At 62.0% G+C, this 25,877-nt stretch carries 31 protein-coding genes; 21 read left to right on the top strand and 10 right to left on the bottom strand.

Annotated elements, in window-relative coordinates; translation table 11 throughout:
• The first annotated feature begins 24 nt into the window (after nucleotides 1-24).
• Nucleotides 25-357, top strand: a complete 333-nt coding sequence (locus tag E8E68_RS03345; protein ID WP_110743521.1) for a DOPA 4,5-dioxygenase family protein — start codon at nucleotides 25-27, stop codon at nucleotides 355-357.
• 112 nt (nucleotides 358-469) lie between these two features.
• Here the strand turns inward: E8E68_RS03345 and trpA are convergent, their stop codons facing one another.
• Nucleotides 470-1,279 (bottom strand): tryptophan synthase subunit alpha, encoded by an 810-nt coding sequence (gene trpA, locus E8E68_RS03340; RefSeq protein WP_110743522.1) that lies wholly within the window; start codon nucleotides 1,277-1,279, stop codon nucleotides 470-472.
• Nucleotides 1,276-2,493, bottom strand: coding sequence for a tryptophan synthase subunit beta (gene trpB / locus E8E68_RS03335; RefSeq protein WP_110743523.1), 1,218 nt, complete (start codon nucleotides 2,491-2,493; stop codon nucleotides 1,276-1,278). Before trpB ends, trpA begins: the two co-directional genes overlap by 4 nt.
• A 110-nt stretch (nucleotides 2,494-2,603) precedes the next feature.
• Here trpB and E8E68_RS03330 point away from each other — a divergent pair, with 110 nt between their 5' ends.
• Complete coding sequence (locus E8E68_RS03330) at nucleotides 2,604-3,500, top strand: LysR family transcriptional regulator (RefSeq protein WP_266032073.1); 897 nt, start codon at nucleotides 2,604-2,606, stop codon at nucleotides 3,498-3,500.
• On the opposite strand, the gene E8E68_RS03325 is transcribed toward E8E68_RS03330, so the two are convergent.
• Nucleotides 3,497-3,820 (bottom strand): DUF883 family protein, encoded by a 324-nt coding sequence (locus E8E68_RS03325; RefSeq protein WP_110743525.1) that lies wholly within the window; start codon nucleotides 3,818-3,820, stop codon nucleotides 3,497-3,499. The two genes, E8E68_RS03330 and E8E68_RS03325, sit on opposite strands and share 4 nt — an antisense overlap.
• Nucleotides 3,821-3,970: 150 nt before the next feature.
• On the opposite strand from E8E68_RS03325, the gene E8E68_RS03320 reads away from it, so the two are divergent.
• Entirely contained in the window at nucleotides 3,971-4,186 is a 216-nt protein-coding gene (locus tag E8E68_RS03320) for a dodecin (RefSeq protein WP_003253076.1), read from the top strand.
• A gap of 101 nt (nucleotides 4,187-4,287) precedes the next feature.
• The gene (locus E8E68_RS03315) at nucleotides 4,288-4,509 is read left to right on the top strand and encodes a DUF1161 domain-containing protein (RefSeq protein ID WP_110743526.1); all 222 of its coding nucleotides are present in this window, start codon (nucleotides 4,288-4,290) and stop codon (nucleotides 4,507-4,509) included.
• Between the two features lie 93 nt (nucleotides 4,510-4,602).
• Here the strand turns inward: E8E68_RS03315 and E8E68_RS03310 are convergent, their stop codons facing one another.
• The gene (locus E8E68_RS03310) at nucleotides 4,603-5,607 is read right to left on the bottom strand and encodes an LLM class flavin-dependent oxidoreductase (protein ID WP_280339702.1); all 1,005 of its coding nucleotides are present in this window, start codon (nucleotides 5,605-5,607) and stop codon (nucleotides 4,603-4,605) included.
• A 152-nt stretch (nucleotides 5,608-5,759) separates the two neighbouring features.
• Between E8E68_RS03310 and E8E68_RS03305 the strand changes: the two genes are divergently transcribed.
• Together E8E68_RS03305 and E8E68_RS03300 are read left to right on the top strand one after the other, a co-directional pair.
• A complete protein-coding gene (locus tag E8E68_RS03305; RefSeq protein ID WP_110743528.1) occupies nucleotides 5,760-6,185 on the top strand; it encodes an OsmC family protein in 426 nt (141 codons plus the stop codon).
• A gap of 74 nt (nucleotides 6,186-6,259) precedes the next feature.
• Complete coding sequence (locus E8E68_RS03300) at nucleotides 6,260-6,493, top strand: DUF1161 domain-containing protein (RefSeq protein WP_266032071.1); 234 nt, start codon at nucleotides 6,260-6,262, stop codon at nucleotides 6,491-6,493.
• A gap of 36 nt (nucleotides 6,494-6,529) precedes the next feature.
• Here the strand turns inward: E8E68_RS03300 and E8E68_RS03295 are convergent, their stop codons facing one another.
• The gene (locus tag E8E68_RS03295) at nucleotides 6,530-6,943 is read right to left on the bottom strand and encodes a hypothetical protein (RefSeq protein WP_110743530.1); all 414 of its coding nucleotides are present in this window, start codon (nucleotides 6,941-6,943) and stop codon (nucleotides 6,530-6,532) included.
• Nucleotides 6,944-6,998: 55 nt separating this feature from the next.
• Nucleotides 6,999-7,412, bottom strand: a complete 414-nt coding sequence (locus tag E8E68_RS03290) for a hypothetical protein (RefSeq protein WP_110743531.1) — start codon at nucleotides 7,410-7,412, stop codon at nucleotides 6,999-7,001.
• 86 nt (nucleotides 7,413-7,498) lie between these two features.
• On the opposite strand from E8E68_RS03290, the gene E8E68_RS03285 reads away from it, so the two are divergent.
• A complete protein-coding gene (locus E8E68_RS03285; RefSeq protein WP_266032070.1) occupies nucleotides 7,499-8,572 on the top strand; it encodes an aminopeptidase in 1,074 nt (357 codons plus the stop codon).
• 105 nt (nucleotides 8,573-8,677) lie between these two features.
• Here E8E68_RS03285 and E8E68_RS03280 read toward each other — a convergent pair whose 3' ends face one another.
• Both E8E68_RS03280 and E8E68_RS03275 read right to left on the bottom strand, forming a co-directional pair.
• A complete protein-coding gene (locus E8E68_RS03280; protein WP_280339698.1) occupies nucleotides 8,678-9,328 on the bottom strand; it encodes an HAD family hydrolase in 651 nt (216 codons plus the stop codon).
• Between the two features lie 121 nt (nucleotides 9,329-9,449).
• Entirely contained in the window at nucleotides 9,450-9,998 is a 549-nt protein-coding gene (locus E8E68_RS03275) for a gamma carbonic anhydrase family protein (RefSeq protein ID WP_266032068.1), read from the bottom strand.
• 102 nt (nucleotides 9,999-10,100) lie between these two features.
• On the opposite strand from E8E68_RS03275, the gene prlC reads away from it, so the two are divergent.
• The 5 genes from prlC to E8E68_RS03250 all read left to right on the top strand — a co-directional run bounded on the left by prlC (nucleotide 10,101) and on the right by E8E68_RS03250 (nucleotide 16,324).
• Entirely contained in the window at nucleotides 10,101-12,152 is a 2,052-nt protein-coding gene (gene prlC / locus E8E68_RS03270) for an oligopeptidase A (protein WP_280339695.1), read from the top strand.
• On the top strand, nucleotides 12,149-12,427 hold the full coding sequence (locus tag E8E68_RS03265) for a YheV family putative zinc ribbon protein (RefSeq protein ID WP_110743536.1): 279 nt from the start codon (nucleotides 12,149-12,151) through the stop codon (nucleotides 12,425-12,427). The genes prlC and E8E68_RS03265 overlap by 4 nt, the downstream gene beginning before the upstream one ends.
• An 81-nt stretch (nucleotides 12,428-12,508) precedes the next feature.
• Nucleotides 12,509-13,567 (top strand): PA0069 family radical SAM protein, encoded by a 1,059-nt coding sequence (locus E8E68_RS03260; RefSeq protein ID WP_266032066.1) that lies wholly within the window; start codon nucleotides 12,509-12,511, stop codon nucleotides 13,565-13,567.
• Nucleotides 13,568-13,879: 312 nt separating this feature from the next.
• On the top strand, nucleotides 13,880-14,599 hold the full coding sequence (locus E8E68_RS03255; RefSeq protein ID WP_110743538.1) for a carbonic anhydrase: 720 nt from the start codon (nucleotides 13,880-13,882) through the stop codon (nucleotides 14,597-14,599).
• A gap of 192 nt (nucleotides 14,600-14,791) precedes the next feature.
• A complete protein-coding gene (locus tag E8E68_RS03250; protein ID WP_266032065.1) occupies nucleotides 14,792-16,324 on the top strand; it encodes a SulP family inorganic anion transporter in 1,533 nt (510 codons plus the stop codon).
• Between the two features lie 119 nt (nucleotides 16,325-16,443).
• On the opposite strand, the gene E8E68_RS03245 is transcribed toward E8E68_RS03250, so the two are convergent.
• On the bottom strand, nucleotides 16,444-17,085 hold the full coding sequence (locus E8E68_RS03245) for a hypothetical protein (RefSeq protein ID WP_280339690.1): 642 nt from the start codon (nucleotides 17,083-17,085) through the stop codon (nucleotides 16,444-16,446).
• A 369-nt stretch (nucleotides 17,086-17,454) separates the two neighbouring features.
• On the opposite strand from E8E68_RS03245, the gene coxB reads away from it, so the two are divergent.
• The 4 genes from coxB to E8E68_RS03225 are packed head-to-tail and all read left to right on the top strand — an operon-like array spanning nucleotide 17,455 to nucleotide 21,696.
• A complete protein-coding gene (gene coxB / locus E8E68_RS03240; protein WP_266033694.1) occupies nucleotides 17,455-18,582 on the top strand; it encodes a cytochrome c oxidase subunit II in 1,128 nt (375 codons plus the stop codon).
• Nucleotides 18,583-18,625: 43 nt separating this feature from the next.
• A complete protein-coding gene (gene ctaD / locus E8E68_RS03235; protein WP_003253037.1) occupies nucleotides 18,626-20,215 on the top strand; it encodes a cytochrome c oxidase subunit I in 1,590 nt (529 codons plus the stop codon).
• A 10-nt stretch (nucleotides 20,216-20,225) separates the two neighbouring features.
• The gene (locus E8E68_RS03230; protein ID WP_280339687.1) at nucleotides 20,226-20,792 is read left to right on the top strand and encodes a cytochrome c oxidase assembly protein; all 567 of its coding nucleotides are present in this window, start codon (nucleotides 20,226-20,228) and stop codon (nucleotides 20,790-20,792) included.
• A gap of 16 nt (nucleotides 20,793-20,808) precedes the next feature.
• Nucleotides 20,809-21,696, top strand: coding sequence for a cytochrome c oxidase subunit 3 (locus E8E68_RS03225; RefSeq protein ID WP_280339685.1), 888 nt, complete (start codon nucleotides 20,809-20,811; stop codon nucleotides 21,694-21,696).
• 13 nt (nucleotides 21,697-21,709) lie between these two features.
• Here E8E68_RS03225 and E8E68_RS03220 read toward each other — a convergent pair whose 3' ends face one another.
• Entirely contained in the window at nucleotides 21,710-21,913 is a 204-nt protein-coding gene (locus tag E8E68_RS03220; RefSeq protein WP_266033704.1) for a twin transmembrane helix small protein, read from the bottom strand.
• 51 nt (nucleotides 21,914-21,964) lie between these two features.
• Here E8E68_RS03220 and E8E68_RS03215 point away from each other — a divergent pair, with 51 nt between their 5' ends.
• The 5 genes from E8E68_RS03215 to E8E68_RS03195 are packed head-to-tail and all read left to right on the top strand — an operon-like array spanning nucleotide 21,965 to nucleotide 25,848.
• Nucleotides 21,965-22,702: an SURF1 family protein gene (locus tag E8E68_RS03215; protein WP_266033707.1), complete on the top strand. Its 738-nt coding sequence runs from the start codon at nucleotides 21,965-21,967 to the stop codon at nucleotides 22,700-22,702.
• Nucleotides 22,671-23,252, top strand: coding sequence for a hypothetical protein (locus E8E68_RS03210; RefSeq protein ID WP_266033710.1), 582 nt, complete (start codon nucleotides 22,671-22,673; stop codon nucleotides 23,250-23,252). The genes E8E68_RS03215 and E8E68_RS03210 overlap by 32 nt, the downstream gene beginning before the upstream one ends.
• Before the next feature lie 9 nt (nucleotides 23,253-23,261).
• Nucleotides 23,262-24,341, top strand: a complete 1,080-nt coding sequence (locus E8E68_RS03205; RefSeq protein WP_266033713.1) for a COX15/CtaA family protein — start codon at nucleotides 23,262-23,264, stop codon at nucleotides 24,339-24,341.
• Entirely contained in the window at nucleotides 24,326-25,219 is an 894-nt protein-coding gene (gene cyoE / locus E8E68_RS03200) for a heme o synthase (protein WP_280339683.1), read from the top strand. The genes E8E68_RS03205 and cyoE overlap by 16 nt, the downstream gene beginning before the upstream one ends.
• Complete coding sequence (locus E8E68_RS03195) at nucleotides 25,216-25,848, top strand: SCO family protein (RefSeq protein WP_280339681.1); 633 nt, start codon at nucleotides 25,216-25,218, stop codon at nucleotides 25,846-25,848. The genes cyoE and E8E68_RS03195 overlap by 4 nt, the downstream gene beginning before the upstream one ends.
• Nucleotides 25,849-25,877 lie beyond the last annotated feature (29 nt).

The following is a 25,877-nucleotide window of genomic DNA, read 5'->3' as shown; positions in this document are numbered from 1 at the left end:
GTTGGACCGCACTCAGGAGTTATCGTGCAGAGGATCAAGGGTTACCACGCCCACATTTACTACGATGCGTCGACCATGGAGCAGGCGCGTGAACTATGCGAGGAAGCGGCGCGGCTATTCCCTGTAACCATGGGGCGCATGCACCAGAAACCGGTGGGACCGCATCCGGACTGGAGTTGCCAGCTGGCGTTCGGGCCTGAAGTGGTAGGGGTAGTCTTGCCTTGGCTGGCGTTGTACCGCAAGGGCTTGGTGGTGTTCATGCATCCGGAAACCGGGGATGAACTGGCGGACCATCGGGATCATGCGATCTGGATGGGGGCCGTGCGGCCATTGAAGCTGTCGATTTTTGGTGGGTAGATTTGTATTGCCTGTGCCGGCGTCGTTCGCGGCACAAGGCCGCTCCTACAGGGTATTGCGATCACCTTGCAGGAGCGGCGTTGTGCCGCGAACGAGGGCGGTGCCCTCGCAATCAATTGCGAGCTGAGCGCACCCCTTCAGCCAGTGCCGAGCACAGGCTCAATACATCGGTCACCGCCTGATCTGCACGCTTGGCCTGAGCGATCTTGTCGACCAGCGCCGAGCCCACCACCACGCCATCAGCCAGGCGGGCGATGTTCGCTGCCTGTTCCGGCGTGCGAATGCCGAAGCCAACGCTGATCGGCAGATCGGTATGCCGGCGCAGGCGGTCAATCGCCTCGGTCACATGCTCGGTAGTCGCCGAGCCGGCACCGGTCACACCGGCCACCGACACGTAGTAGACGAACCCGGAGCTGCGCTCCAGCACCCGCGGCAGGCGGGCATCGTCGGTGGTCGGGGTGGTCAGGCGGATGAAGTCGATGCCCGCAGCCTGGGCCGGGGTGGCCAGTTCGGCGTCGTGCTCTGGCGGCAGGTCGACGATGATCAAGCCATCGACGCCTGCTTCCTTGGCTTCAGCCACGAACGTGTCCACGCCAAAGCGATGGATCGGGTTGTAGTAGCCCATCAGCACGATCGGCGTGGTCTGATTATCCACACGGAATTCGCGAACCATCTGCAGGGTTTTTGCCAGGGTCTGGCCAGCCTCCAAGGCGCGCAGGGTGGCGAGCTGGATGGCCACGCCGTCCGCCATTGGGTCGGTGAACGGCATGCCCAGTTCGATGACGTCGGCGCCAGCGGCCGGCAGGCCCTTGAGGATCTGCAGTGAGGCGTCGTAGCCCGGGTCGCCTGCGGTGACGAAGGTGACCAGTGCCGAGCGGCCTTCGGCCTTCAGCTCGGCGAAGCGTTGTTCAAGGCGGCTCATGCCTGTTTCTCCTGGGCGGCCATGTGGTTCATGACGGTTTGCATGTCTTTGTCACCGCGCCCCGACAGGCAGATCACCATCAGGTGGTCCTTGGGCAGCTTCGGTGCGCGCTTGATCGCTTCGGCCAGGGCGTGGGAGCTTTCCAGGGCCGGGATGATGCCTTCCAGGCGGCAGGTGGCGTGGAACGCATCCAGCGCCTCGTCGTCGGTGATGCTGACGTATTCCACGCGCTTCACTTCGTGCAGGTAGGCGTGCTCCGGGCCGATACCCGGGTAGTCGAGGCCGGCGGAAATCGAGTGGGCGTCGGTAATCTGGCCGTCTTCGTCCTGCAGCAGGTACGTCCGGTTGCCGTGCAGCACGCCCGGTACACCGCCGTTCAGGCTGGCGGCGTGCTTGTCGGTGTGCACACCGTGGCCACCGGCTTCGACGCCGATGATCTGCACGCTTGGTTCCTCGAGGAACTCATGGAACAGCCCCATGGCGTTGGAGCCACCGCCAACGCAGGCGATCAGGCTGTCCGGCAGACGGCCTTCCTTCTCCTGCAACTGGGCGCGGGTTTCCTTGCCGATGATCGACTGGAAGTCGCGGACCATTGCCGGGTATGGGTGCGGGCCTGCCACGGTGCCGATCAGGTAGAAGGTGTCGTCGACGTTGGTCACCCAGTCACGCAGGGCTTCGTTCATGGCGTCTTTGAGGGTGCCGGTGCCAGCGGTAACCGGGACGATTTCGGCGCCCAGCAGCTTCATGCGGAACACGTTGGCCTGCTGTCGCTCGATATCGGTGGCGCCCATGTAGATCACGCATGGCAGACCGAAGCGTGCGGCCACGGTGGCAGTGGCCACGCCGTGCATACCGGCGCCGGTTTCGGCAATCAGGCGTTTCTTGCCCATGCGCTTGGCCAGCAGTACCTGGCCAATGCAGTTGTTCACCTTGTGCGCGCCGGTGTGGTTGAGTTCTTCACGCTTGAAGAAGATTTTTGCGCCGCCGCAGTGTTCGGTGAGGCGCTCAGCGAAGTACAGCGGGTTGGGGCGGCCAATGTAGTCGCGCTGGAAGTAAGCCAGTTCTTCGAGGAACTTAGGGTCTGCCTTGGCCGCTTCGTACTCGCGGGCCAGGTCCAGCACCAGTGGCATCAGGGTTTCGGCCACGTAGCGGCCGCCGAACGAGCCGAACAGGCCGTTGGCGTCGGGGCCGGGGCGGTATTGGGACTGGGTCATATGGCGCTCCAGGGCGTAATGAATGAGTGATGGGCTTTACTCTAACCACGGCAAGCCCGTCTGAAAACCGATAAGATTGCGCAAACTTGTCAGAAAAACTCACAGGTACCATGGCCCACGACCTCCCTCCCCTGAATGCCCTCCGCGCCTTTGAGGCAACCGCCCGGCTCAACAGCGTCAGTCAGGCGGCCGAGGCGCTGCATGTCACTCATGGCGCCGTGAGTCGGCAGATCAAGGTGCTGGAAGAACACCTTGGGGTGGCCCTTTTCGAAAAGGACGGGCGTGGCATCAAACTCACAGATGCCGGCGTGCGCCTGCGTGATGCCAGTGGCGAAGCCTTCGACCGCCTGCGCAGCGTGTGTGCCGAACTGAGCCGGGATGTCAGTGAAGCGCCATTTGTACTGGGCTGCTCGGGAAGCCTGCTGGCGCGCTGGTTCATCCCGCGGCTTGGACGGCTCCAGGCGGATTTACCCGAGTTGCGTCTGCATCTTTCAGCCGGTGAAGGTGATCTCGACCCGCGGCGGCCGGGGCTGGACGCGCTGCTGGTGTATGCCGAACCGCCGTGGCCGGCGGACATGCAGGTACATGTACTGGCTGAAGAACGAATAGGGCCGGTCTTGAGCCCGCATTTCTCAGGTTTCGAACGTTTGCAGGGGGCACCTGCCCGAGCGCTGATGGGGGAAGCCCTGCTTCACACCACATCGCGGCCGCAAGCCTGGCCTACCTGGGCGGAGCAGCAGGGGCTTGAGCCAACGGCCATCCATTATGGTCAGGCCTTTGAGCACCTTTACTACCTGCTGGAAGCCGCAGTGGCGGGTTTGGGCGTGGCGATCGCGCCACAGCCGCTGGTCGCCGATGACCTGCGGGCGGGTCGCCTGAGTGCGCCGTGGGGCTTCTCCCCTACCCCAGCGGCGCTGGCGCTATGGGTGCCCCGACGCGCCGCAGACGGGCGCGCCGAGCAGCTGGCGCAATGGTTACGGGCGGAGTTGGTGCGGCAGGGCGCTTAGTTGCGCTTGGTCAGCAGGTACGCCGCGAGCAGACCCAGCGCCCCAATGGCTACACCTGCGGTGGTATAGGGATGTTCCTGGGCGTAGTCGCGGGTGGCGATACCGGTCTGGCGGGTGCGCTGTTTCACTTCTTCATACGCATCGCTCAGCAGGCTGCGCGAATGGCGCAGGGCACTCTCAGCATTGCTGCGCATGGCCTTGACTGACTTCTGGGTTTCTTCGGAGGCATCGTGCTTCAGGTTCTCCAGGCTTTTCAGCAGGCTTTCGATCTCTGCTTCCATGCTTTCCAGGGACGTTTTACGCAGCGAGTTGCGGTGCATGTTGACTCTCCTTTGCAGTATGGGCTGTAAGGATTGCGACCCTTCGGCTGCGGGAAAGTGCGATCGAACTTTCGCTGACGGTGACAGCTCGCAGGTAAACCAGGCCTGCGCTGCTAGGCTCAATTCCATTGTCACCCAAGGAGAGTGCTCATGACCGATCATCACACCTACAAGAAGATCGAACTGGTGGGGTCTTCCCCAACCAGCATCGAAGAGGCGATCAACAATGCCCTGGCCGAAGCCGGCAAGAGCATCAAGCACCTGGAGTGGTTTGAAGTGGTCGATACCCGTGGCCATATTCGCGATAACAAGGCTGCACATTTCCAGGTAACGCTGAAGGTTGGCTTCCGTATCGCCAATAGCTGATACATCGCCAGGCTGGAACAGCCTGGCGGGATGGGGTATTTAGGAAAAGGGCGTCTAGGCGGGCGCCCTTTCTGATTTCATCTGCACAAGGAATGCGAGTGATGACCAAACTGATTCTGGCGCTGGGCCTGATGACCTTGGCTGGCAGTGCGCTGGCAGCGGGCAAGCCGTGTGAGGAGCTGAAGGCGGAAATTGCCGCCAAGCTGGATGCCAAGGGGGTCACCGGCTACAAGCTTGAGATCGTCGACAAAGGCGAACCGGCAGGCAAGGTGATTGGTAGCTGCGAGGCGGGTACCAAGGAAATTGTGTATCGCCGCGGTTGAGTGCTGGCGTGTTCACGGGTTTGCCCGCTCCCACAGGTTCGCCACAGATTCAAGCGTCCGTGCAGTTCCTGTGGGAGTGGGCAAGCCGCAAGCTCACTCGGTTTTCAGGGCCTGCGCCAACAATTCATAGGACCGGATCCGGTCGGCATGCTCGTACAGGTCGCAGGTAAAGATCAGCTCATCCGCCCCGGTCTGCTCCAGCAGCACCTCCACCTTGGCCCGCACCTTCTGCGGGCTGCCGATCATCGCCAAGCCCAGGAAACTGCTCACCGCATCGCGCTCGTGGGGTAGCCACAAGCCATCCATGCTCTCCACCGGCGGCTTCTGCATCAGGCTTTGCCCGCGAATCAGCGCGAGAATGCGCTGGTACACCGAGGTCGCCAGGTACTCGGCCTTCTCATCTGTCTCTGCCACAACCATGGGAATGCCCAGCATCACATAGGGTTTGTCCAGCGTGGTGGAAGGCTTGAAGTGATTGCGGTACACGCGGATCGCCTCGTGCATGTAGCGTGGCGCAAAGTGCGAAGCGAAGGCATAAGGCATGCCGCGCATGCCGGCCAGCTGGGCGCTGAACAGGCTGGAGCCCAGCAGCCACATCGGCACTTCGGTGTCGTGCCCAGGCACGGCGATCACTTTTTGATCATCAGTCCGCGGGCCGAGATAGCGTGACAACTCCTCGACATCGTCCGGGAAGTCGTCAGGGCCGCCCGCGCGATCGCGGCGCAGGGCATAGGCGGTCATCTGGTCGGAACCTGGGGCACGGCCCAGGCCCAGGTCGATACGCCCAGGGTACAGGCTGGCCAGGGTGCCGAACTGCTCGGCAATTACCAGCGGCGCATGGTTGGGCAGCATGACACCACCAGAACCCACGCGAATAGTCGAGGTGCCCCCGGCCAGGTAGCCGATCAGCACCGAAGTGGCAGAGCTGGCGATGCCGTCCATGTTGTGGTGTTCGGCCACCCAGAAGCGGTTGTAGCCAAAGCGCTCGACGTGCTGCGCCAGGTCCAGCGAGTTGCGCAGCGACTGTGCCGGGCCGGCGTCGGCGCGAACGGGCACCAAATCGAGGGTGGAAATCTTCAAGTCACGCAGCTGCGTCATGGGGCCTCCGCAAGAGTGATTGGCCAGAGGCCTTTAAGACTCTGTATGGGCGTATTCGACGGATTCAATGGTTGCCGTGTGATTGCTCTGAACTTGCCGTAGGCGACTGACCTCTGAACCCATAAGCACGTAACCAGCGACAAGGAGGCATCATGAAAAAGACAGCATCGGCAATATGGCAAGGTGGTTTGAAAGAAGGCAAGGGCTTGCTTTCGACTGAAAGCGGCGCACTCAAGCAGAACCCTTATGGCTTCAATACCCGTTTCGAGGGCACGCCAGGAACGAACCCGGAAGAGTTGATCGGGGCGGCGCATGCGGGGTGCTTTTCGATGGCACTGTCCATGATGCTAGGCGAGGCAGGGCTCACTCCTGACAGAATCGACACGGCAGCCGAAGTGACGCTCGAAAAGCAGGCAGATGGCTTTGCCATTACCGCTGTGCACTTGGTGCTCAGGGCCAAGGTGCCTGGCGCCACCGAGGCGCAATTCATGGAGATCGCCAACAAAGCGAAGGAAGGCTGCCCGGTGTCCAAGGTACTGAATGCAAAGATCAGCCTGGATGCTGCGTTGGTGGGCTGAGGCGGCGCAACGATGGCAGTTTGCTGTAGTCTAAACAGCGTCGGCAGCACAACTGCCCTTTCAGGAGCCGTTCCATGATTCGCGTAGCAATCGCCGTGATGGCTTCGCTGGTCGCCACGTCCGCGTTGGCGGCGGTGAAGCCGTGCGAGGAACTAAAAGCCGAGATCGAGGCCAAGATCCAGGCCCAAGGGGTAGCATCCTACACCCTCGAAATCGTGCCCAACAGCGAGGTCAAGGACCAGAACATGGTGGTCGGGACTTGCGATGGTGGGACCAAGAAAATCATTTACCAGAAGAATGATCGGTAGGGTCCCGGACCTTGGGGCCGCTTTGCGGCCCCAGGTTCACGGAATGCAGAACACCTCGCTAGGCTCATTCACCAACACCTTGCGGCTTGCGTCATACAGCAGCACCTGCGGCTCCATCACCGGCGCCCGTGCCTCCAGACGATAACGCTCACCGGCCTTGAAGTCGTCAAAGCGCACGGTCAGGTAGCAGGTACGGTCCCGCGGCTCACTCATGATGCCGCCCGAGTAAATCTCGTAATCGAAGCGCACCACCAGTTCGTGCTTGCCCGGTGTTACCTGGAAATAGCGGCCGTCATCCAGACGCTTGCCATCCAGGCGGTCGGCCATGATCACCCGGCCAGGGGTCATGGTGTAGAGGTCGACCCAGGCTTGCTTGGGGTCGACGGGCGGCAAGGGGCTGGCGCAAGCCCCCAGTGCACTGAGGGCGATCAGCATCATGGGCTGGCGCATGGCAAAGCTCCCACTTGCGATTTACACGCTATAAGCATAGCGCCGTTTGCGCGTGTCAGGTGCGCTGGCAACCCGCCGGCAGGCCTTGGCCAAGCAGTTTCTGCTGCTGGTCGTAGAGTTTGATCCAGGGACGAAAGCCGATGCTGCCGGCCTGCAGTTGGTAGCGCTGCCCGGCGCTGAAGTCCTTGAAGGTCAGTTTCACCTGGCAATCGCGCCACAGCGGCTCTTCGACCGGGCCGATGTTGCTGGGGGTAACCGGGAACTGGTAGCGCACGGTCAGCTCATGGCTACCGGGTTGCACTTCAAAATACCGGTTGTCGGCCCAGTCACGTTCATCCACCTGCACCGCATCAAGCGAAGTGTTGTCGTAGGGGGTGAGGTCGATCCAGGCCTGGTTAGGGTCGGGATCTGGCAATGTCGAACAGGCAGATATCAGCATCAGTGAACCGGCGACCCACAATGCACGCATGGCGAAACTCCCCCTTGGCGAGATAGTCTTGGAGCGAAGTCAGCCTTGAGCGAGTCAGACAGTCCCGGATGCTTCGACTTTTTCTTATGCAGCGCTCAGGCCCTGGGGCACTCGACCGCGTTTTCACCCATTTGGTTCCGCTGGCGGCTGCGCTTCTGCTGAGCGGTTGCAGCAGCGCCGCCTACTACGGGCAGCTGGCGCAGGGGCAGTGGCAGTTGTTGCAGGCGCGGCAACCGGTGGAACAGGTAGTCGCTGACCCGGCTACCCCGCCAGCGTTGCGCGCCCACCTGCAACGGGCTGAACAGGCGCGGGTTTTTGCCAGCCAGCAATTGAAACTGCCCGACAACCGCAGCTACCGGGTCTATGCCGACCTGGGCCGCCCCTACGTGGTGTGGAACGTGTTCGCCACGCCCGAGCTGTCGTTGCAGCCGGTGACGCACTGCTTCCCGATTGCCGGATGCGTGGCTTACCGTGGCTACTATCAGCAAGGGGCAGCGCGTGGGGCGGCGGCACTGATGCGCCAGGGCGGGCTGGATGTGTACGTCGGCGGGGTGGAAGCCTATTCGACTTTGGGCTGGTTCGATGACCCGATCCTGTCTTCGATGGTGGGCTGGGGTGACGAGCGCCTGGCGACCTTGATCTTCCATGAGCTGGCCCATCAGCGCTTCTATGTGCAGGACGACACCGAGTTCAATGAGTCATTTGCCTCGTTTGTCGAGCAGGAAGGCACGCGGCAATGGCGAGCGGCACGTGGCCTTGCGGCGGTTGGCGGGGATCAGGGAAAGCAGCGCGACCAGTTTATCCGCCTGGTGCTGGGCAGCCGTGAGCGATTGCAGGCGCTTTATGCAGGGCCATTGGATGATGCACACAAACGCCAGGCCAAACAGGCCGAGTTTGAGCGTTTGAGGGGTGAATACCGGCAGGTGCGTGATGGCCAGTGGGGCGGTGACAAGCGCTATGACGCCTGGATGTATGGGCCGATGAATAACGCCAAGCTGTTGCCGTTCGGGCTGTATGACCAGTGGGTGCCGGCGTTTGCGGCGCTGTTTCGTGACGCGGGTGGGGATTGGGCTCGGTTTTACAAGCGGGTCGAGCAGTTGGGGCGGTTGTCTACTGAAGAAAGAAAAGCGGCGCTGCAGCGTCTGATGGTTAGCCAGTGAGGTAAGGGGCCGCTTTGCGGCCCATCGCGACACAAGGCCCCTACAAAGGCCCTGCGTACGCCGATCGATGTGGGGGGGCCGGCTGCAAAGCAGCCCTGCTGGCCCTCACGCCTTGCTAAAAGCCTGATGCAAATCGGCTACCGTGGCGAAGTGGAAAGCGGGTTCTTCCGCCATCAACTCTTCGCTGGTACCAAACCCATACCCCACCGCTACGGCCTGCAAACCATTGCTGTGCGCGCCGATCAGGTCATGCTTGCGGTCCCCGATCATCAGGGTTTGCGCCGGGTCCAGCCGTTCTTCATCCAGCAAATGGCGAATCAGCTCGACCTTGTTGGTGCGCGTGCCGTCCAGTTCGCTGCCGTAGATCACCTTGAAGTGGTGGTCGAAGGCGAAATGCCGGGCGATTTCGCGGGCGAACTCCCACGGCTTGGAGGTAGCGATGTACAGCGTCCGGCCCTGCCCGTTCAGGGCTTCGAGCAACTCCGGCACACCTTGGAACACCAGGTTTTCGTATAGGCCGGTGACGCGGAAACGCTCCCGGTAGAAGTTCACCGCATCCCAGGCCTTGGCTTCGTCGAAGCTGTAGAACTGCATGAAAGCCTGCAGCAGGGGTGGGCCGATGAAGTGTTCGAGGCGGGCCAGGTCCGGTTCGTCGATGCCCAGCTTGGCCAGGGCGTACTGGATCGAGCGGGTGATGCCCAGGCGTGGGTCGGTCAGGGTACCGTCGAGGTCGAAAAGGATGTTTTGCTGGTGCATGTACAGGGTTCCACTTGAGTGCTGCGTGGCCATCTTCGCGGACCTGCTCGCCCCCACTGGTACAGCGCATGCCTTGAAGGCTCCACTCAACCTGTGGGAGCGGGCGAGCCCGCGAATACGGTCATTCAGGTTGATCGTAGCCTTCGGCCAGGTGCTGGTCCTTGAGCTTCACATAATTGCCGGCGCTGTAGGCGAAGAACGCACGCTCGTTGTCGTTCAGCAACCGGGCCTGTTTTACCGGGCTGCCCATGTACAGGTAGCCACTGACCAGGCGTTTGCCGGGCGGCACCAGGCTTCCGGCACCGATGACCACTTCGTCCTCGACGATGGCGCCGTCCATGATAGTGCTGCCCATACCCACCAGGATGCGATTGCCCAGGGTGCAGCCATGCAGCATCACCTTGTGACCGATGGTCACTTCGTCGCCGATGATCAAGGGGAAGCCGTCGGGGTTGAACGGGCCAGCGTGGGTGATGTGCAGCACGCTGCCATCCTGCACGCTGGTGCGCGCGCCGATACGGATGCGGTGCATGTCGCCGCGTATCACGGTCAGTGGCCAGATCGAGCTGTCTTCGCCGATCTCCACGTCGCCCAATACCACCGCCGAACGGTCGACGAACGCCTTGGGCCCCACTTTTGGAGTGTGTTGCTGGAAGCTGCGAATGGCCATGATAGCGTCTCTCATCTGTGCCGATAGGCAGGCTGCCTGCTGCGGTCGGCGTCGATTGTAATTAAGATGGGGCAGTGTTTCTTCTGCCAAGGTATCCGAACCGTGAGTGCGAACAACCCACTTCTGCAGTCCTACGATCTGCCGCCCTTCTCGCAAATCCGTGCCGAACACGTGTTGCCGGCGATCGAAGCGATCCTGGCCGACAACCGTAAAGCCATTGCCGAGATCCTCGAAAAGCAGGGCAACAACCCTACCTGGGCCGGCCTGGTGCTGGCCATGGACGAACTGAACGACCGCCTCGGCGCCGCCTGGAGCCCGGTCAGCCACCTCAATGCGGTGTGCAACTGCGCCGAGCTGCGCGAGGCTTACGAGTCTTGCCTGCCGGCCCTGAGCGCCTACTCTACCGAACTGGGCCAGAACCGTGCGTTGTTCGAATCCTACCAGGCGTTGATCAACAGCCCTGAGGCTGCCAGCTTCGACGTGGCGCAAAAGACTATTCTCGAGCACGCCCTGCGTGACTTCCGCTTGTCGGGTATCGACCTGCCGGCGGATAAGCAGCAGCGCTACGCCGAAGTGCAGAGCAAGCTCAGCGAGCTGGGCAGCCGCTTCTCCAACCAGCTGCTCGACGCCACTCAGGCCTGGACCAAGCACGTTACCGATGAAGCTGCACTGGCCGGCCTGACCGACTCGGCCAAGGCGCAGATGGCCGCCGCCGCCCAGGCCAAGGGCCTTGATGGCTGGCTCATCACCCTGGAGTTCCCCAGCTATTACGCAGTCATGACCTACGCCAGCGACCGCGCCCTGCGCGAAGAGGTGTACGCGGCCTATTGCACCCGCGCCTCGGACCAGGGCCCGAACGCCGGCCAGAACGACAACGGCCCGGTGATGCAGGACATCCTCGACCTGCGCCAGGAGCTGGCCGAGCTGCTGGGTTACCAGAACTATGCAGAGCTGAGCCTGGCGACCAAGATGGCTGAGTCCAGCGACCAAGTGCTGAGCTTCCTGCGTGACTTGGCCAAGCGCTCCAAGCCGTTCGCCGCCCAGGACCTGCAGCAGCTCAAGGCCTATGCTGCCGAGCAGGGCTGCCCTGAGTTGGCCAGCTGGGACGCCGGCTACTATGGCGAGAAACTGCGTGAGCAGCGCTACAGCGTGTCGCAGGAAGCCCTGCGTGCCTACTTCCCGATCGACAAGGTGCTGGGCGGCCTGTTCAGCATCGTGCAGCGTCTGTACGGCATTGAAATCGCCGAGCTCAAGGGCTTCGACAGCTGGCACCCGGACGTGCGCCTGTTCGAAATCAAGGAGAACGGCCAGCATGTCGGCCGCTTCTTCTTCGACCTGTATGCCCGCGCCAACAAGCGCGGCGGTGCCTGGATGGACGGCGCCCGCGACCGTCGCCGCACGGCCGCCGGCCAGCTGCAGAGCCCAGTGGCCAATCTGGTGTGCAACTTCACCCCCGCCGCACCTGGCAAACCAGCGTTGCTGACCCACGATGAGGTCACCACCCTGTTCCACGAATTTGGCCATGGTCTGCATCACATGCTGACCCGCATCGAGCATGCCGGTGTGTCCGGCATCAATGGCGTGGCGTGGGATGCGGTCGAGCTGCCAAGCCAGTTCATGGAAAACTGGTGCTGGGAGCCTGAAGGCCTTGCGCTGATCTCCGGCCATTATGAAACCGGTGCGGCCCTGCCCCAGGACCTGCTGGACAAGATGCTGGCGGCGAAGAACTTCCAGTCGGGCATGATGATGGTGCGCCAGCTGGAGTTCTCGCTGTTCGACTTCGAGCTGCATGCCAGCCATGGCGATGGCCGCAGCGTGCTGCAGGTGCTTGAAGGCGTGCGCGATGAGGTGTCGGTCATGCGCCCTCCCGCGTATAACCGCTTCCCGAACAGCTTTGCGCACATCTTTGCGGGCGGTTACGCGGCCGGCTACTACAGCTACAAATGGGCCGAAGTGCTGTCGGCTGACGCCTTCTCGCGCTTCGAGGAAGAAGGCGTACTGAATGCCGAGACAGGCCGGGCCTTCCGTGAGGCAATTCTGGCCCGCGGCGGCTCGCGCGAGCCGATGGAGCTGTTCGTCGACTTCCGTGGCCGTGAGCCATCCATCGATGCATTGCTGCGCCACAGTGGCCTGACCGAGGCCGTGGCGGCATGAGTGAGGTAGCTGTGAACAAAACCAAGAAACGCTTCATTGCCGGGGCCGTGTGCCCGGCATGCAGCGAGCCCGACAAGTTGATGATGTGGAACGAAGACGATGTACCGCACCGCGAGTGCGTGGCCTGCGGCTTTACCGACACCCTCAACGAGCAGGGCTTGTCGGTGCCGAAGGAGCTCGGCACCCGGGTCAACCATCTGCAACCGAAAGCCGCCCCGGCCAAGGTTCAGACGGTGCAATTCTTCCCTAATCCGAAGCTGAAGAAGCCTGAGTAGGCCCACGTCTGTCGGACCAGAGGCGCTGGTGGAATCACGGTTGACGATATACTGTATGTAAATACAGTATTGGAGTTGACCATGATTCCTCCTGCACCGCAAAAGGGCCGTGGTACGGCACATAACCCCCACAACCGCTTCGCGCCGAACCACTCGGTAGCAGAGGATGACGGCTGGTATCAAGAAGTGCCGCAAAGCCAAGGGACCGAGGTGAGGATCGAGACGGCGAAGTCCGTGATCAGCCGCAACACCTCACCTGATCTGCCCTTCGATCGATCCATCAACCCTTACCGCGGTTGCGAACACGGCTGTATTTATTGCTATGCCCGCCCCTCCCACGCGTACTGGGATCTGTCCCCTGGGCTGGATTTCGAGACCAAGCTCATTGCCAAGACCAACGCTGCCGAGGTTCTGGCGCAGCAATTGAGCAAACCGGGCTATGTGTGTGCGCCGATCAACCTGGGCTCCAATACCGATCCATACCAGCCCATTGAGCGGGATCAGATGCTGACGCGTCGCCTGCTTGAGGTGCTGCTGCGTTTTCGCCATCCGGTGACCATCGTCACCAAGGGCTCGCTGGTATTGCGCGACCTCGACCTGCTCGCCGAGATGGCCCGCCAGCGCCTGGCAAGGGTGATGATCAGCCTGACCACGCTGGACGACGACCTTAAGCGCGTGCTCGAACCCCGGGCGGCCTCACCCGGTGCGCGGCTGCGTGCCATCCGGGTACTGCGTGACGCGGGCGTGCCTGTGGGGGTGCTGTGCTCGCCGATGATTCCGATGATCAACGACAGTGAATTGGAACGCCTGCTGGAGGCTGCCAAGGAGGCCGGTGCGCAAAGTGCGGCCTACATGATGCTGCGGCTGCCGCTGGAGGTGGCGCCGTTGTTTGAGCAGTGGTTGCAGGACCATTACCCGCAGCGGGCAACGCATGTCCTGAGCCTGATTCGCCAGAGCCGTGGTGGCGAGCTGTATGACAGCCGCTTCGGCGCGCGCATGCGCGGTGAAGGGGTGTTTGCCGAATTACTGGCCCAGCGCTTCGCCAAGGCCATGAAACGCCTTGAGTTCCAGGGGCGGGATGCGCAGGCGCTGGATTGCTCCGCATTCTGCCGGCCGGGTGGGCAGATGGCGTTGTTCTGAAATACCACAGGGCTGCGCTCCTGCAGTGGGCGTATTGCCAGCCCCGAATCCCACTCATCCAAGTTGATAATTGCGCTAATACATATTGGCAACTGATGTTTTTTTGCTATTATCGAGTTCCCGCCTTTTTCATCTGGAACGCCCGTTCTAGAGCCCTCGAATTAAGTTTCAGTTAAGTTTTCCCCGCTAGCGTAGGAAACCAGTCCACACCGACTGTGATCTATGGTCCGTGCGAGTCATCTAATACCCTGCATAGCCAGAATCTTTCACCGGTAAAATGGATTTACCTACACACCGTCAAGAGGATGAATCATGCCCGTCAAGGACCCATCCAAGGTCGTACCGCAGGTCCCCGCGGAAAGCGCCGATGCTGCTTTTAAGCACATCGTCGACGGCTTCCTGCGCTTTCACCATGATGTGTTCCCCGATCAGCAAGAGCTGTTCAAGAAACTCGCCACCGCGCAAACGCCTCGCGCCATGTTCATCACCTGCGCCGATTCGCGCATCGTGCCCGAGCTGATCACTCAGAGCTCGCCAGGCGACCTGTTCGTGACCCGTAACGTGGGTAACGTGGTACCGCCTTACGGCCAGATGAACGGCGGCGTTTCCAGCGCCATCGAATACGCCGTAATGGCGCTTAAAGTGCACCACATCATCATCTGTGGTCACTCTGACTGTGGCGCCATGCGTGCCGTACTCAACCCGCAGTCGCTGACCAAGATGCCTACCGTTGGCGCCTGGTTGCGCCACGCTGAAGTGGCTCGCACCGTGGTCGAGAACAATTGCTCCTGCGGCAGCGAGCACGAGACGATGCAAGTGCTGACCAAAGAGAACGTCATCGCCCAGCTGCATCACTTGCGCACCCATCCTTCGGTGGCTTCGCGCCTGGCAGCTGGTGAGCTGTTCATTCATGGTTGGGTGTACGACATCGAGACCAGCAAGATCGAAGCCTACGACGCTGCCAGCGACAGCTTCATGCCCTTGGCCGCTGGTGAACCAGTTCCCTGCGCCACTCCGAGAGGCCGCTACTAAGCGACCCGTCCGCCGCTAGAACCTTGATAGCCGGCTGCACCCTGTAGGGGTGTGGCGCGGCCTTCGGCTGCCTTGAATTCCCTGACTGCCCTGCCGGCGTGCTCGCTGGCGGCCCGCGCCTGCGCGCCTGTCAGGGGCAAACGTGCCCACGGCCAGGGGAATGGCCGTGCGACTAGAGAAAGGAGAAACACGGTGAACATTACACAGTTGAAAGCGGCCCTGCCGCGTGAGTTGCTGGCGTCGGTGGTGGTCTTCCTGGTGGCCCTGCCGTTGTGCATGGGCATTGCGATCGCTTCTGGTATGCCGCCGGCAAAAGGCCTGATTACCGGGATTATCGGCGGTATTGTCGTCGGTTTCCTGGCCGGGTCCCCGCTACAGGTCAGCGGCCCCGCTGCCGGTCTGGCGGTACTGGTGTTCGAGCTGGTACGCCAGCACGGCATGGCCATGCTCGGGCCAATTCTGCTGCTGGCCGGCCTGTTGCAGTTGCTGGCCGGTCGCTTGCGCCTGGGCTGCTGGTTCCGCGTGACCGCGCCGGCGGTGGTTTACGGCATGCTCGCGGGGATTGGCGTGCTGATCGTGCTTTCGCAGGTGCATGTGATGTTCGACACCGCGCCGCAACCGTCGGGCCTGCAGAACCTGCTGGAATTCCCGGCAACTTTGTCGGCAGCCCTGCCACAGGAGAGCACGGGCTCGGGCTGGATGGCCGGTGCGCTGGGGCTTGGGACCATCGCCATCATGTGGGGCTGGGAGCGCTTGCGGCCGCAGCGGCTGCGTTTCGTGCCGGGTGCTTTACTCGGCGTGGCCAGCATGACCGCTATCAGCATGTGGCTGGCCTTGCCGGTGAACCGTGTGCAGGTACCGGCTGACCTGTCCGAGGCCATCGACTGGCTTCGTCCGGAGGACCTGATGCAGCTGGCCGACCCTACCCTGCTGGTCGCCGCCTTTGCCCTGGCGTTCATTGCCAGCGCAGAAACCTTGCTGTCGGCCGCAGCAGTGGACCGCATGCACAGCGGCCAGCGTTCGGACTTCGACCGCGAGCTGTCGGCCCAGGGTATCGGCAATATGCTGTGCGGGGTGCTCGGTGCCCTGCCGATGACCGGGGTGATCGTGCGCAGCTCGGCCAACGTCCAGGCCGGTGCGCAAACCCGGGCGTCGGCGATCTTCCATGGCTTGTGGTTGCTGGCCTTCGTGGTAGCGCTGAGCAGCGTGCTGCAGCAGATCCCGGTGGCGAGCCTGGCGGGGGTGCTGGTGTTTACCGGGGTCAAACTGGTCGACTTCAAGGCATTTCGCGGGCTGGGCCGTTATGGGCGCATGCCGATGTTCACGTACGCGGCGACTGCGCTGGCGATCATCTTCACCGACCTGCTGACCGGTGTACTGCTGGGCTTTGCCCTGACCTTGCTGAAGCTGGCGTTCAAGGCGGCGCGGCTGAAGATCAACCTGGTGAGCCTGGCCAAGGATGGGCACATGGAGTTGCGCCTCAGCGGCGCGGCGACGTTCCTGAAGGTGCCGGCGCTGACCCAGGTGCTGGATACCGTACCGGCGGGCACCACGCTGCATGTGCCGCTGGGCAACCTGAGCTATATCGACCACTCGTGCCTTGAGTTGCTCGAGGATTGGAGCCGCAGCAATTCTGCCAATGGGTCACGGTTGCTGATAGAGCAGCGGCGCCTGAAGCGGCGGATCGAGGGGCGCTTGCGGACCACGGCGGGGGTTGGGGCATAGGGGCGCAGTCATTGGTGCCTGATCCGGCCTCTTCGCGGGCTCGCCCGCTCCCACAGTAAAACCACATGTGGGGTACCTGTGGGAGCGGGCGAGCCCGCGAAGAGGCCGGGACAGGAGTATCAGGCTGGCTGTCCTAGCTCGACACCTAGCTGGCGCGACAGGCAAGGCCAGCGCTTCCACGCCTCGCCGGTGGCCGGGCTGCTCAGTTTCTCCCGATAAACCTCCACCGACTCAACCGCAAAGCTCTCGTCGTTGAGCATTTCGTCAACCGAGTGGTGCACCACTTCATCCAGCTGGTTGGCAAAGCTTTCGCCAATCAACTGGTGGGCGATCAGGTTGGCGACAGTGGTGTCGACCGGAATCAACGGCTGCTGGAAATGGCGGATGTACAGGTCGTTCACCTCTTCCACCAGGCGGTGTGCCAGGTAGGCCTCGTCCAGCAGGCAGTCCAGGCCCACATGTCCTTGCATCACGCTGGGCGGCTGCAGGAAGTAGGCCTCGGCAATTTTCAGCACGGGTGTGATCTGCGATTCGATGCCGGCCTCGCGGGCGACCTCGTGGGCGGCCTCCAGCAGTTCCGGAACCTGGTCGATGTAGGCGCTGACGAAGCGCGCCAAAGTACCCTGGGCGTCCTGCTCAGGCAGTTGGATCGAGGGATGCAGGTGGGGCAGTTGCAGCTCGAGACGCTGTTTCAATTGGCCGGTCTGGCCTTCATGTTGATGGGCTTGGCTTACCTGCTCGCGTACAGCAGCGATGTTCATGACAACTCCAGGGACATTACGTTTCAAACGGAAGACACTAAATTAGCTCGGTATACAGAATACCTAAGACGTATTTGTTATAAATCACGCAAACGTGTGCGCAATCAGGCATATCGGATTGCCATTATTTGGCCATACCCTATCAAGCACGCGGTTTTCGGGCTATTTCCTCTTTTCATGAAGTTCATTTCACAGGCTTCATTGCGTGCCATTGGTCGCTGTCTATACTCCCGTTGAACGTGATTCGTTGATGAGGCCCAGCTGCTTTTAGCAGGGGCTCGGTCGTCGAAGCCAGGCAGTCTTGACCGCCGTTCCCTCTTGCCGCAGGCCACGCCTCCGGGACAACAAGAACGAGAAGGGGAACCCGCAATGATGCGACATCCACATGTCTGGATGGGCCTCCTGTTGTGGTCGGTTTTTGGTCAGGCCAACGCTGCCTGGACCGTGAACATGCACCCGGGGGCGACGGAAGTCTCCAACGCCGTCTTCGACCTGCACATGATCATCTTCTGGATCTGCGTGATCATCGGCATCGTGGTGTTTGGCGCGATGTTCTGGTCGATGGTCATACACCGTCGCTCCACCGGCCAACAGGCCGCGCACTTCCACGAGCACACCTGGGTGGAAATTCTCTGGACCGTGATCCCGTTCCTGATCCTGGTGGCCATGGCCATCCCGGCCACCAAGACCCTGATCGACATCTACGACGCCAGTGAGTCGGACATCGACATCCAGGTCACCGGCTACCAGTGGAAGTGGCATTACAAGTACCTGGGCCAGGACGTGGAGTTCTTCAGCAACCTGGCCACCCCCACCGAGCAGATTCACAACCAAGCGCCCAAGGACGAGCATTACCTGCTTGAGGTCGACCAGCCGCTGGTGCTGCCGGTGGGCGCCAAGGTGCGCTTCCTGGTGACTGCTGCCGACGTGATTCATTCCTGGTGGGTGCCGGCCTTCGCGGTAAAGCGCGACGCCATCCCCGGTTTCGTCAACGAAGCCTGGACCCGTATCGAAAAACCCGGCATCTACCGCGGCCAGTGCACCGAGCTGTGCGGTAAGGACCACGGCTTTATGCCGGTGGTGGTCGAGGTCAAGTCCAAGGCCGACTACGACACCTGGCTGGGCGAGCGCAAGGCTGAAGCCGCCAAGCTCAAGGAGCTGACCAGCAAGGAATGGACCCTGGAAGAGCTGGTGGAGCGCGGCGACAAGGTCTACCACACCACCTGCGTAGCCTGTCACCAGGCTGAGGGCCAGGGCCTGCCGCCAATGTTCCCGGCGCTCAAGGGCTCGAAGATTGCCACCGGGCCGAAGGAAGGCCATCTGGGCATTGTCTTCCATGGCAAACCCGGCACGGCCATGGCCGCTTTTGGCAAGCAGCTGTCGGAAGTCGATATCGCTGCTGTGGTCACCTACGAGCGCAATGCCTGGGGCAACAACAAAGGCGACATGGTCACGCCCAAGGACGTGCTGGCGCTGAAGCAGGCAGAAGCCAAGTGAACCGGGTTACTCGCGGCAATCAACGGATTGCAGGAGACAGGACATGAGTGCAGTGATCGACGACCACGCCCACGGGCACGACCATGCACACGGCCCGGCCAAGGGCTTGATGCGCTGGGTGTTGACCACCAACCATAAAGACATCGGCACGATGTACCTGTGGTTCAGTTTCATCATGTTCCTGCTGGGTGGCTCGTTCGCCATGGTGATCCGGGCCGAGCTGTTCCAGCCTGGCTTGCAGATCGTGGAGCCGGCGTTCTTCAACCAGATGACCACCATGCATGGTTTGATCATGGTGTTCGGTGCGGTGATGCCGGCCTTTGTCGGCCTGGCCAACTGGATGATCCCGTTAATGATCGGGGCGCCCGATATGGCCCTGCCGCGGATGAACAACTTCAGCTTCTGGCTGCTGCCGGCGGCGTTTCTGCTGCTGGTCTCGACCCTTTTCAGCCCGGGCGGCGGGCCGAACTTCGGCTGGACCTTCTACGCCCCGCTGTCCACCACCTATGCACCTGCCAGCGTCACCTTCTTCATCTTCGCCATCCACCTGATGGGCATCAGCTCGATCATGGGCGCGATCAACGTGATCGCCACCATCCTCAACCTGCGTGCGCCTGGCATGACCCTGATGAAGATGCCGTTGTTCGTCTGGACCTGGCTGATCACGGCATTCCTGCTGATTGCTGTGATGCCGGTGCTGGCGGGCGTGGTGACCATGATGCTGATGGATATTCACTTCGGCACCAGTTTCTTCAGCGCGGCCGGTGGCGGTGACCCGGTGCTGTTCCAGCACGTGTTCTGGTTCTTCGGCCACCCCGAGGTGTACATCATGATCCTGCCGGCTTTCGGCGCGGTCAGCTCGATCATCCCGGCATTCTCGCGCAAGCCGCTGTTCGGCTACACCTCGATGGTGTACGCCACCGGCGCCATCGCCTTCCTGTCGTTCATCGTGTGGGCTCACCATATGTTCGTGGTCGGCATCCCTGTAGTCGGCGAGCTGTTCTTCATGTACGCCACCATGCTGATTGCCGTGCCCACCGGGGTGAAGGTGTTCAACTGGGTCAGCACCATGTGGGAAGGTTCGCTCACCTTCGAAACGCCGATGCTGTTTGCCATTGCCTTCGTCATCCTGTTCACCATCGGCGGCTTCAGCGGGTTGATGCTGGCGATTGCCCCGGCGGACTTCCAGTACCACGACACCTACTTCGTGGTGGCGCATTTCCACTACGTGCTGGTGCCCGGGGCCATTTTCGGCATCTTCGCTTCGGCCTACTACTGGCTGCCCAAGTGGACCGGCCACATGTACGACGAAACCCTCGGCAAGCTGCATTTCTGGCTGTCGTTCATTGGCATGAACATGGCCTTCTTCCCCATGCACTTCGTTGGCCTGGCGGGCATGCCGCGGCGCATCCCCGACTACAACCTGCAGTTCGCCGATTTCAACATGGTGTCGTCGATCGGCGCGTTCATGTTTGGCGCCACTCAGATCTTCTTCCTGTTCATTGTCATCAAGTGCATCCGTGGTGGCGCGCCGGCACCGGCCAAACCCTGGGATGGCGCCGAGGGCCTGGAATGGTCGATTCCTTCACCGGCGCCCTACCACACCTTCCAGACTCCACCGGAAGTGAAATAGGAACCCTGCCATGAAAGGCCTTTCGCTGAAGCGCCTGGTAACGCGCCTGTTGATGCTGACGGTGGTGATGTTCGCCTTCGGTTTCGCCCTGGTGCCGATCTATGACGTGATGTGCAAAGCGTTCGGTATCAACGGCAAGACCGGCGGCCAATACGAAGGTAGCCAGGTCAGTGACCCGACGCGTGCTGTGCGGGTGCAGTTCATGTCGACCAATGCCAGCGACATGGTCTGGGACTTCTACTCCACTGCCGACCAGCTGGAGGTCAACCCCGGGGCGGTGAACCAGATGATCTTCATTGCCCACAACCCGACCGACCGGCCGATGAGTGCGCAGGCAATACCCAGCATTACCCCGGCCGAGGCCGCGGCGTACTTCCACAAGACCGAGTGCTTCTGCTTTACCCAGCAGGTGCTGCAGCCCGGCGAACGCATCGAGATGCCGGTGCGATTCATCGTTGACCGCGACCTGCCGGCCAGCGTGAAGCACCTGACACTGGCCTACACCTTGTTCGACATCACCGCTCGCCACCCGCCGGTCGCGCATGTCGCGTCCCAGGACGTCCAGGGCGCCCGTTAAGGGAAGGAGAACAGCAATGGCAAGTCATGAGCACTATTACGTCCCGGCGCAGAGCAAATGGCCGATCATCGCCACCCTCGGCATGTTCATCACGGTGTTTGGCCTGGGCACCTGGTTCAACGACATGAAGGCCGGCCACCCGGACTCGCATGGGCCACTGATCTTCTTTGTTGGTGCGTTGTTCCTGGCCTACATGTTGTTCGGCTGGTTCGGGGCGGTGGTCAAGGAGAGCCGTGCAGGGCTGTACAGCCCGCAGCTGGACCGCTCGTTCCGCTGGGGCATGAGCTGGTTCATCTTTTCCGAGGTGATGTTCTTCCTGGCCTTCTTCGGCGCGCTGTTCTACGTGCGTGTGCTGGCAGGGCCATGGCTGGGGGGGGAAGGTGCCAAGGGCGTGGCGCACATGCTGTGGCCAAGTTTCGAGTTCACCTGGCCGCTGCTGCATACGCCAGACCCGAAACTGTTCCCGCCGCCCAAGGAAGTGATCGACCCGTGGCACCTGCCGCTGATCAACACCATCCTGCTGGTCAGCTCCAGCGTGACCATCACCCTCGCCCATCACGCCTTACGCCGTGACCACCGTAGGCCGCTGAAACTCTGGATGGCGCTGACCATCCTGTTGGGCATCAGCTTCATCGCGCTGCAAGCCTTCGAGTATCACGAAGCCTATACCAAGCTGGGGCTGACGCTGGGTTCGGGCATTTACGGGGCGACGTTCTTCATGCTCACCGGCTTCCACGGTGCGCACGTGACCTTGGGCACCATCATCCTGATCGTGATGTTCGTGCGGATCATGCGGGGGCACTTCAACCCAGAGAAACATTTCGGCTTCGAGGCGGCCAGTTGGTACTGGCATTTCGTCGATGTGGTGTGGGTGGGGTTGTTCATCTTTGTGTATGTGCTTTAAGGCCCATGCAGATTCAGAAGGGAGCATGTGAAACCAGCTGACCACTCATGAAACCCCAGGCGACCAGGCCGATGGTCAGGGCCGCCAGGGTCACTCGCACTGTCAGCGCTTTCAGCAGGCGGGTCGAGTTTTCGTCGTCCTTGACCAGGAACACCAGGCCACTGAACAGGCTGGCAATCGTGGCCAACAGCATCAGGACAATCGCGGCCTTGAGCATGGCGCTTCTCCGGGGGGATGCGGTGATGTGGATAAGTATAGCGAGGCGCCGATGAGGCCGTTTCGTCCAGGCTGGGTGCCGACTCTGGTGGTGCTTGCGCTGCTGCCGGGGTTGATCGCGCTTGGCTGCTGGCAACTGGGTCGCGCAGAGGAAAAGCGTGCGCTGCTGGCCAGCTATGCCGAGCGGCGTATCGAAGCGCCATTAGCCATTGCCCAGCTGACCAGCAACCAGGACAACGCCTTCCGCCGCGTGCACCTGTACGGCCGCTTCGACGCCGAACACAGCCTGTTGCTGGACAACCGCATGCGCGATGGCCAGGCCGGCGTCGAGCTGCTGCAACCCTTCCATGACCAGGCCAGCGGCTTGTGGGTGCTGGTCAATCGCGGTTGGCTACCCTGGCCAGATCGCCGCGTGCCTGTGCACTTCGACACGCCTGCCCAGGCCTTGGCACTGGACGCTTCGGTGTACGTCGCACCCGGTAGCACCTTCCAGCTGCACCCGGACCCGGTTGGCGGTCAGTGGCCCCACCTGCTGACCGCCGTCGACGCCGCTCAGCTTTGGCCGCAGCTGGATCGGGAAGGTTTCGCCCACGAACTGCGCCTGGAACCGGGCCCGGCTACCTATCGCCTGGACTGGCCGATCGTGGCCATGGGCCCGGAAAAACACGTGGGCTATGCCGTGCAATGGTTTGCCCTGGCTACTGCTTTGGTCCTGCTCTACCTCTATTTCGGCTGGCACCACAACAAGGAGAAACGCCATGGCCACCGCCACTCCACTGGACGTGCCTGAACGTAGCAAACCCAGAGCCCGCGGGCGTTTGCAGCTATTGTTGATCCTGCTGGTGGTGCTTGGGCCAATGATCCTGGCCACGAGCATGTACAAGCTCAAGTTCTGGGTGCCGGAAGGCCGCAGCTACCACGGCGCCATGATCGGCAACGGGCAAAGCCGTGCCGATCTTGGCGTGGCTGGCCAGGACGAGCGCTGGCAGTTGCTGGTCAGCGCGCCGCAGGCCTGTGCCGAAGATTGCCAGCGCTTGGTTTATCTGGCCCGGCAGATCCAGGTCGGCCTGGGGCGCGATGCCAGCCGTGCCAGCCATGCGCTGGCTACCGCCCAGCCGCTGAGCACCGATTATCAGGCCCTGCTCGGCCGCGAGTACCCGCAATTGCAACGCTACCCGCTGGATGCGCAGCGCTACCTGAAGCAGGTCGGCGAGGCTGGCCCGCAGCTATGGATTGTCGACCCGCACGGCAACCTGGTACTGCGCTACGGCGACAAGGTCAATGGCAAGCATGTGCTGGATGACCTGCGCCACCTGCTCAAGCTGTCCAACATCGGCTAGGAGCCTGCCATGGCCAGACCCGGATTTCGCCTTGCTGTGTTCGCCACCCTGCTGGCACTGCTGGTTGTCCTGCTCGGTGCCTATACCCGGCTGACCCACGCCGGCCTCGGCTGCCCTGACTGGCCGGGTTGCTACGGCTTCATCAGCGTGCCCAAGAGCGAAGCGCAGCTGGCTCATGCCGAGCTGCACTTCCCTGAGCACCCTGTGGAAGCTGCCAAGGGTTGGGCCGAGATGGTTCATCGCTACTTCGCCGGTACCCTGGCCGTGGTAATCGCCCTGCTCGCCTTTCAGGCGATACGCCGACATGCCCGCGATGGCCAGCCGTATCGCCTGCCAGTGCTGTTGCTGGGGGTAGTGTTGGCCCAGGCAGCTTTTGGCATGTGGACGGTCACCCTGAAGCTGTGGCCACAGGTGGTCACCGCGCACTTGCTGGGTGGTTTCACCACGCTGAGCTTGCTATTCCTGTTATCCCTGCGCCTGTCCCGGGCTTTTGCGCCCTTGCCCAAATTGCCTTTGAGCCTGCGCCGGATCGCTGCGCTGGCCCTGCTGGTAGTCATCGGCCAGATTGCCTTGGGCGGCTGGGTCAGTGCCAACTACGCGGCGGTTGCCTGTATCGACCTGCCGACCTGCCATGGCCAGTGGTGGCCGGCGGCGGACTTCAGCAACGGTTTCCACCTGACCCAGCACGTCGGCCCCAACTACCTGGGCGGGCAACTGGACAGTGATGCGCGCACGGCCATTCATATCAGCCATCGCCTGGGAGCGCTGTTGGTGACCTGCGTGCTGCTGATGCTCAGCTGGAAGCTGCATCGCTGTGGCCTTGCCAGCCTGGCGCGGCTGGTGTTGCTGGCGCTGACCGTGCAGGTGGGCCTGGGGATCAGCAACGTGCTGCTGCATCTGCCGTTGGCGGTGGCCGTGGCGCACAACGCTGGCGGCGCACTGTTGCTGCTGAGCATGGTGCTGGTGAACTACCGCATTCGGGTGGTCGACAAGGTGCGCGTAGGTGTCGGCCACGGCTGGCGCCTGCGGCCGGTGACCGGCGTAGGCATCTCCCATCATATGAGGAACGATTCGTGGCGACGCTTCTGAGCGCACGGCGGGCCACCTGGCGCGACTACCTGGAACTGACCAAGCCCAAGGTGGTGGTGCTGATGTTGATCACCTCGCTGGCGGGTATGTTCCTCGCCACCCGCGCGGGGGTGGGTTGGAGTGTGCTGCTGTTCGGCAACCTGGGCATTGGCCTGTGTGCCGGTGGTGCGGCGGTGGTCAACCATGTGGTGGACCGGCGCATCGACGCGCTGATGGCGCGTACTCGCAAGCGGCCGCTTGCCCAGCGCCGAGTCGAGCCGCTGCCGGCGCTGCTGTTCGCCCTGGCCCTTGCGCTATTGGGCATGGCCCTGCTGTTGGTGTTCACCAACACGCTCACCGCCTGGCTGACTTTGGCTTCGCTGCTCGGTTATGCCGTGCTCTACACAGGCTTTCTCAAGCGTGCCACGCCGCAAAACATCGTTATCGGGGGCTTGGCTGGCGCTGCCCCGCCCTTGCTCGGCTGGGTTGCGGTAAGCGGCCACGTCAGCGCCGAGCCTTTGCTGCTGGTGCTGATCATCTTCGCCTGGACTCCACCGCACTTCTGGGCACTGGCCATCCACCGCAAGGAGGAGTACGCCAAGGCCGATATCCCGATGCTGCCGGTGACCCATGGTGAGCGCTACACGAAGCTGCATATCCTGCTCTACACCCTGATCTTGCTGGCGGTGAGCCTTTTGCCTTATGCCATTCACATGAGCGGCCCGCTGTACCTCGCCTGTGCCCTGGCCTTGGGCCTGCGCTTCCTGCAATGGGCCTGGGTGTTGTACCGTGGCAGCCGGCCGCACGCGGCGATTGGCACCTTCAAGTACTCTATCGCCTACTTGTTCGCGCTGTTCATCGCGTTGCTCCTCGACCACTACCTGTTGCTGAACCTATGACCCGAACCCAGAAAACCGTCTTCATTCTCGTTGCCCTGGTCGCGTTGATCCTGGGCCTGACCGTCAACAAGGTGCTCAATGGCCGCGACCAGCCCAACCCCACCGAACTGATCGACGCCGGCATCATCCTGCTGCCGCAGAGCCGCACCGTGGCCGACGTGACCATGACTGACCAGAACGGCCAGCCGGTGCAACTGGATGATCTGAAGGGCAAATGGTCGCTGCTGTTCTTTGGTTACACCTACTGCCCGGACATCTGCCCGACCACATTGGCCCAGTTGCGCCAGGTGAAGAGCGAACTGCCCAAGGAAGCCGTCGACCGGTTGCGGGTGGTATTGGTGAGTGTGGACCCGAACCGCGATACGCCGAACCAGCTGAAGCAGTACCTGGGCTATTTCGACAAGGATTTTATCGGGGTGGCGGGGTCGATCGAGGATACCCAGAAACTGGCTAATGCCTTGAGCATTCCGTTCATCCCGGCGGATACCAGCAAGCCGGGGTATACCGTGGATCACAGCGGCAACCTGGCGATTGTCGGGCCGGATGGGCGTCAGCGGGGGTTCATTCGGGCGCCGTTCAACAACCAGAAGCTGGTGGCGCAGTTGCCCGGGCTTGTGAAGCGGGATTGAGAATGCTGGGCCTGCTGCGCAGGCCTATC

Source organism: Pseudomonas sp. BN607 (assembly GCF_029871175.1).
Taxonomy (GTDB): Bacteria; Pseudomonadota; Gammaproteobacteria; order Pseudomonadales; family Pseudomonadaceae; genus Aquipseudomonas.
This window is presented reverse-complemented; position numbering and strand designations above follow the sequence as displayed.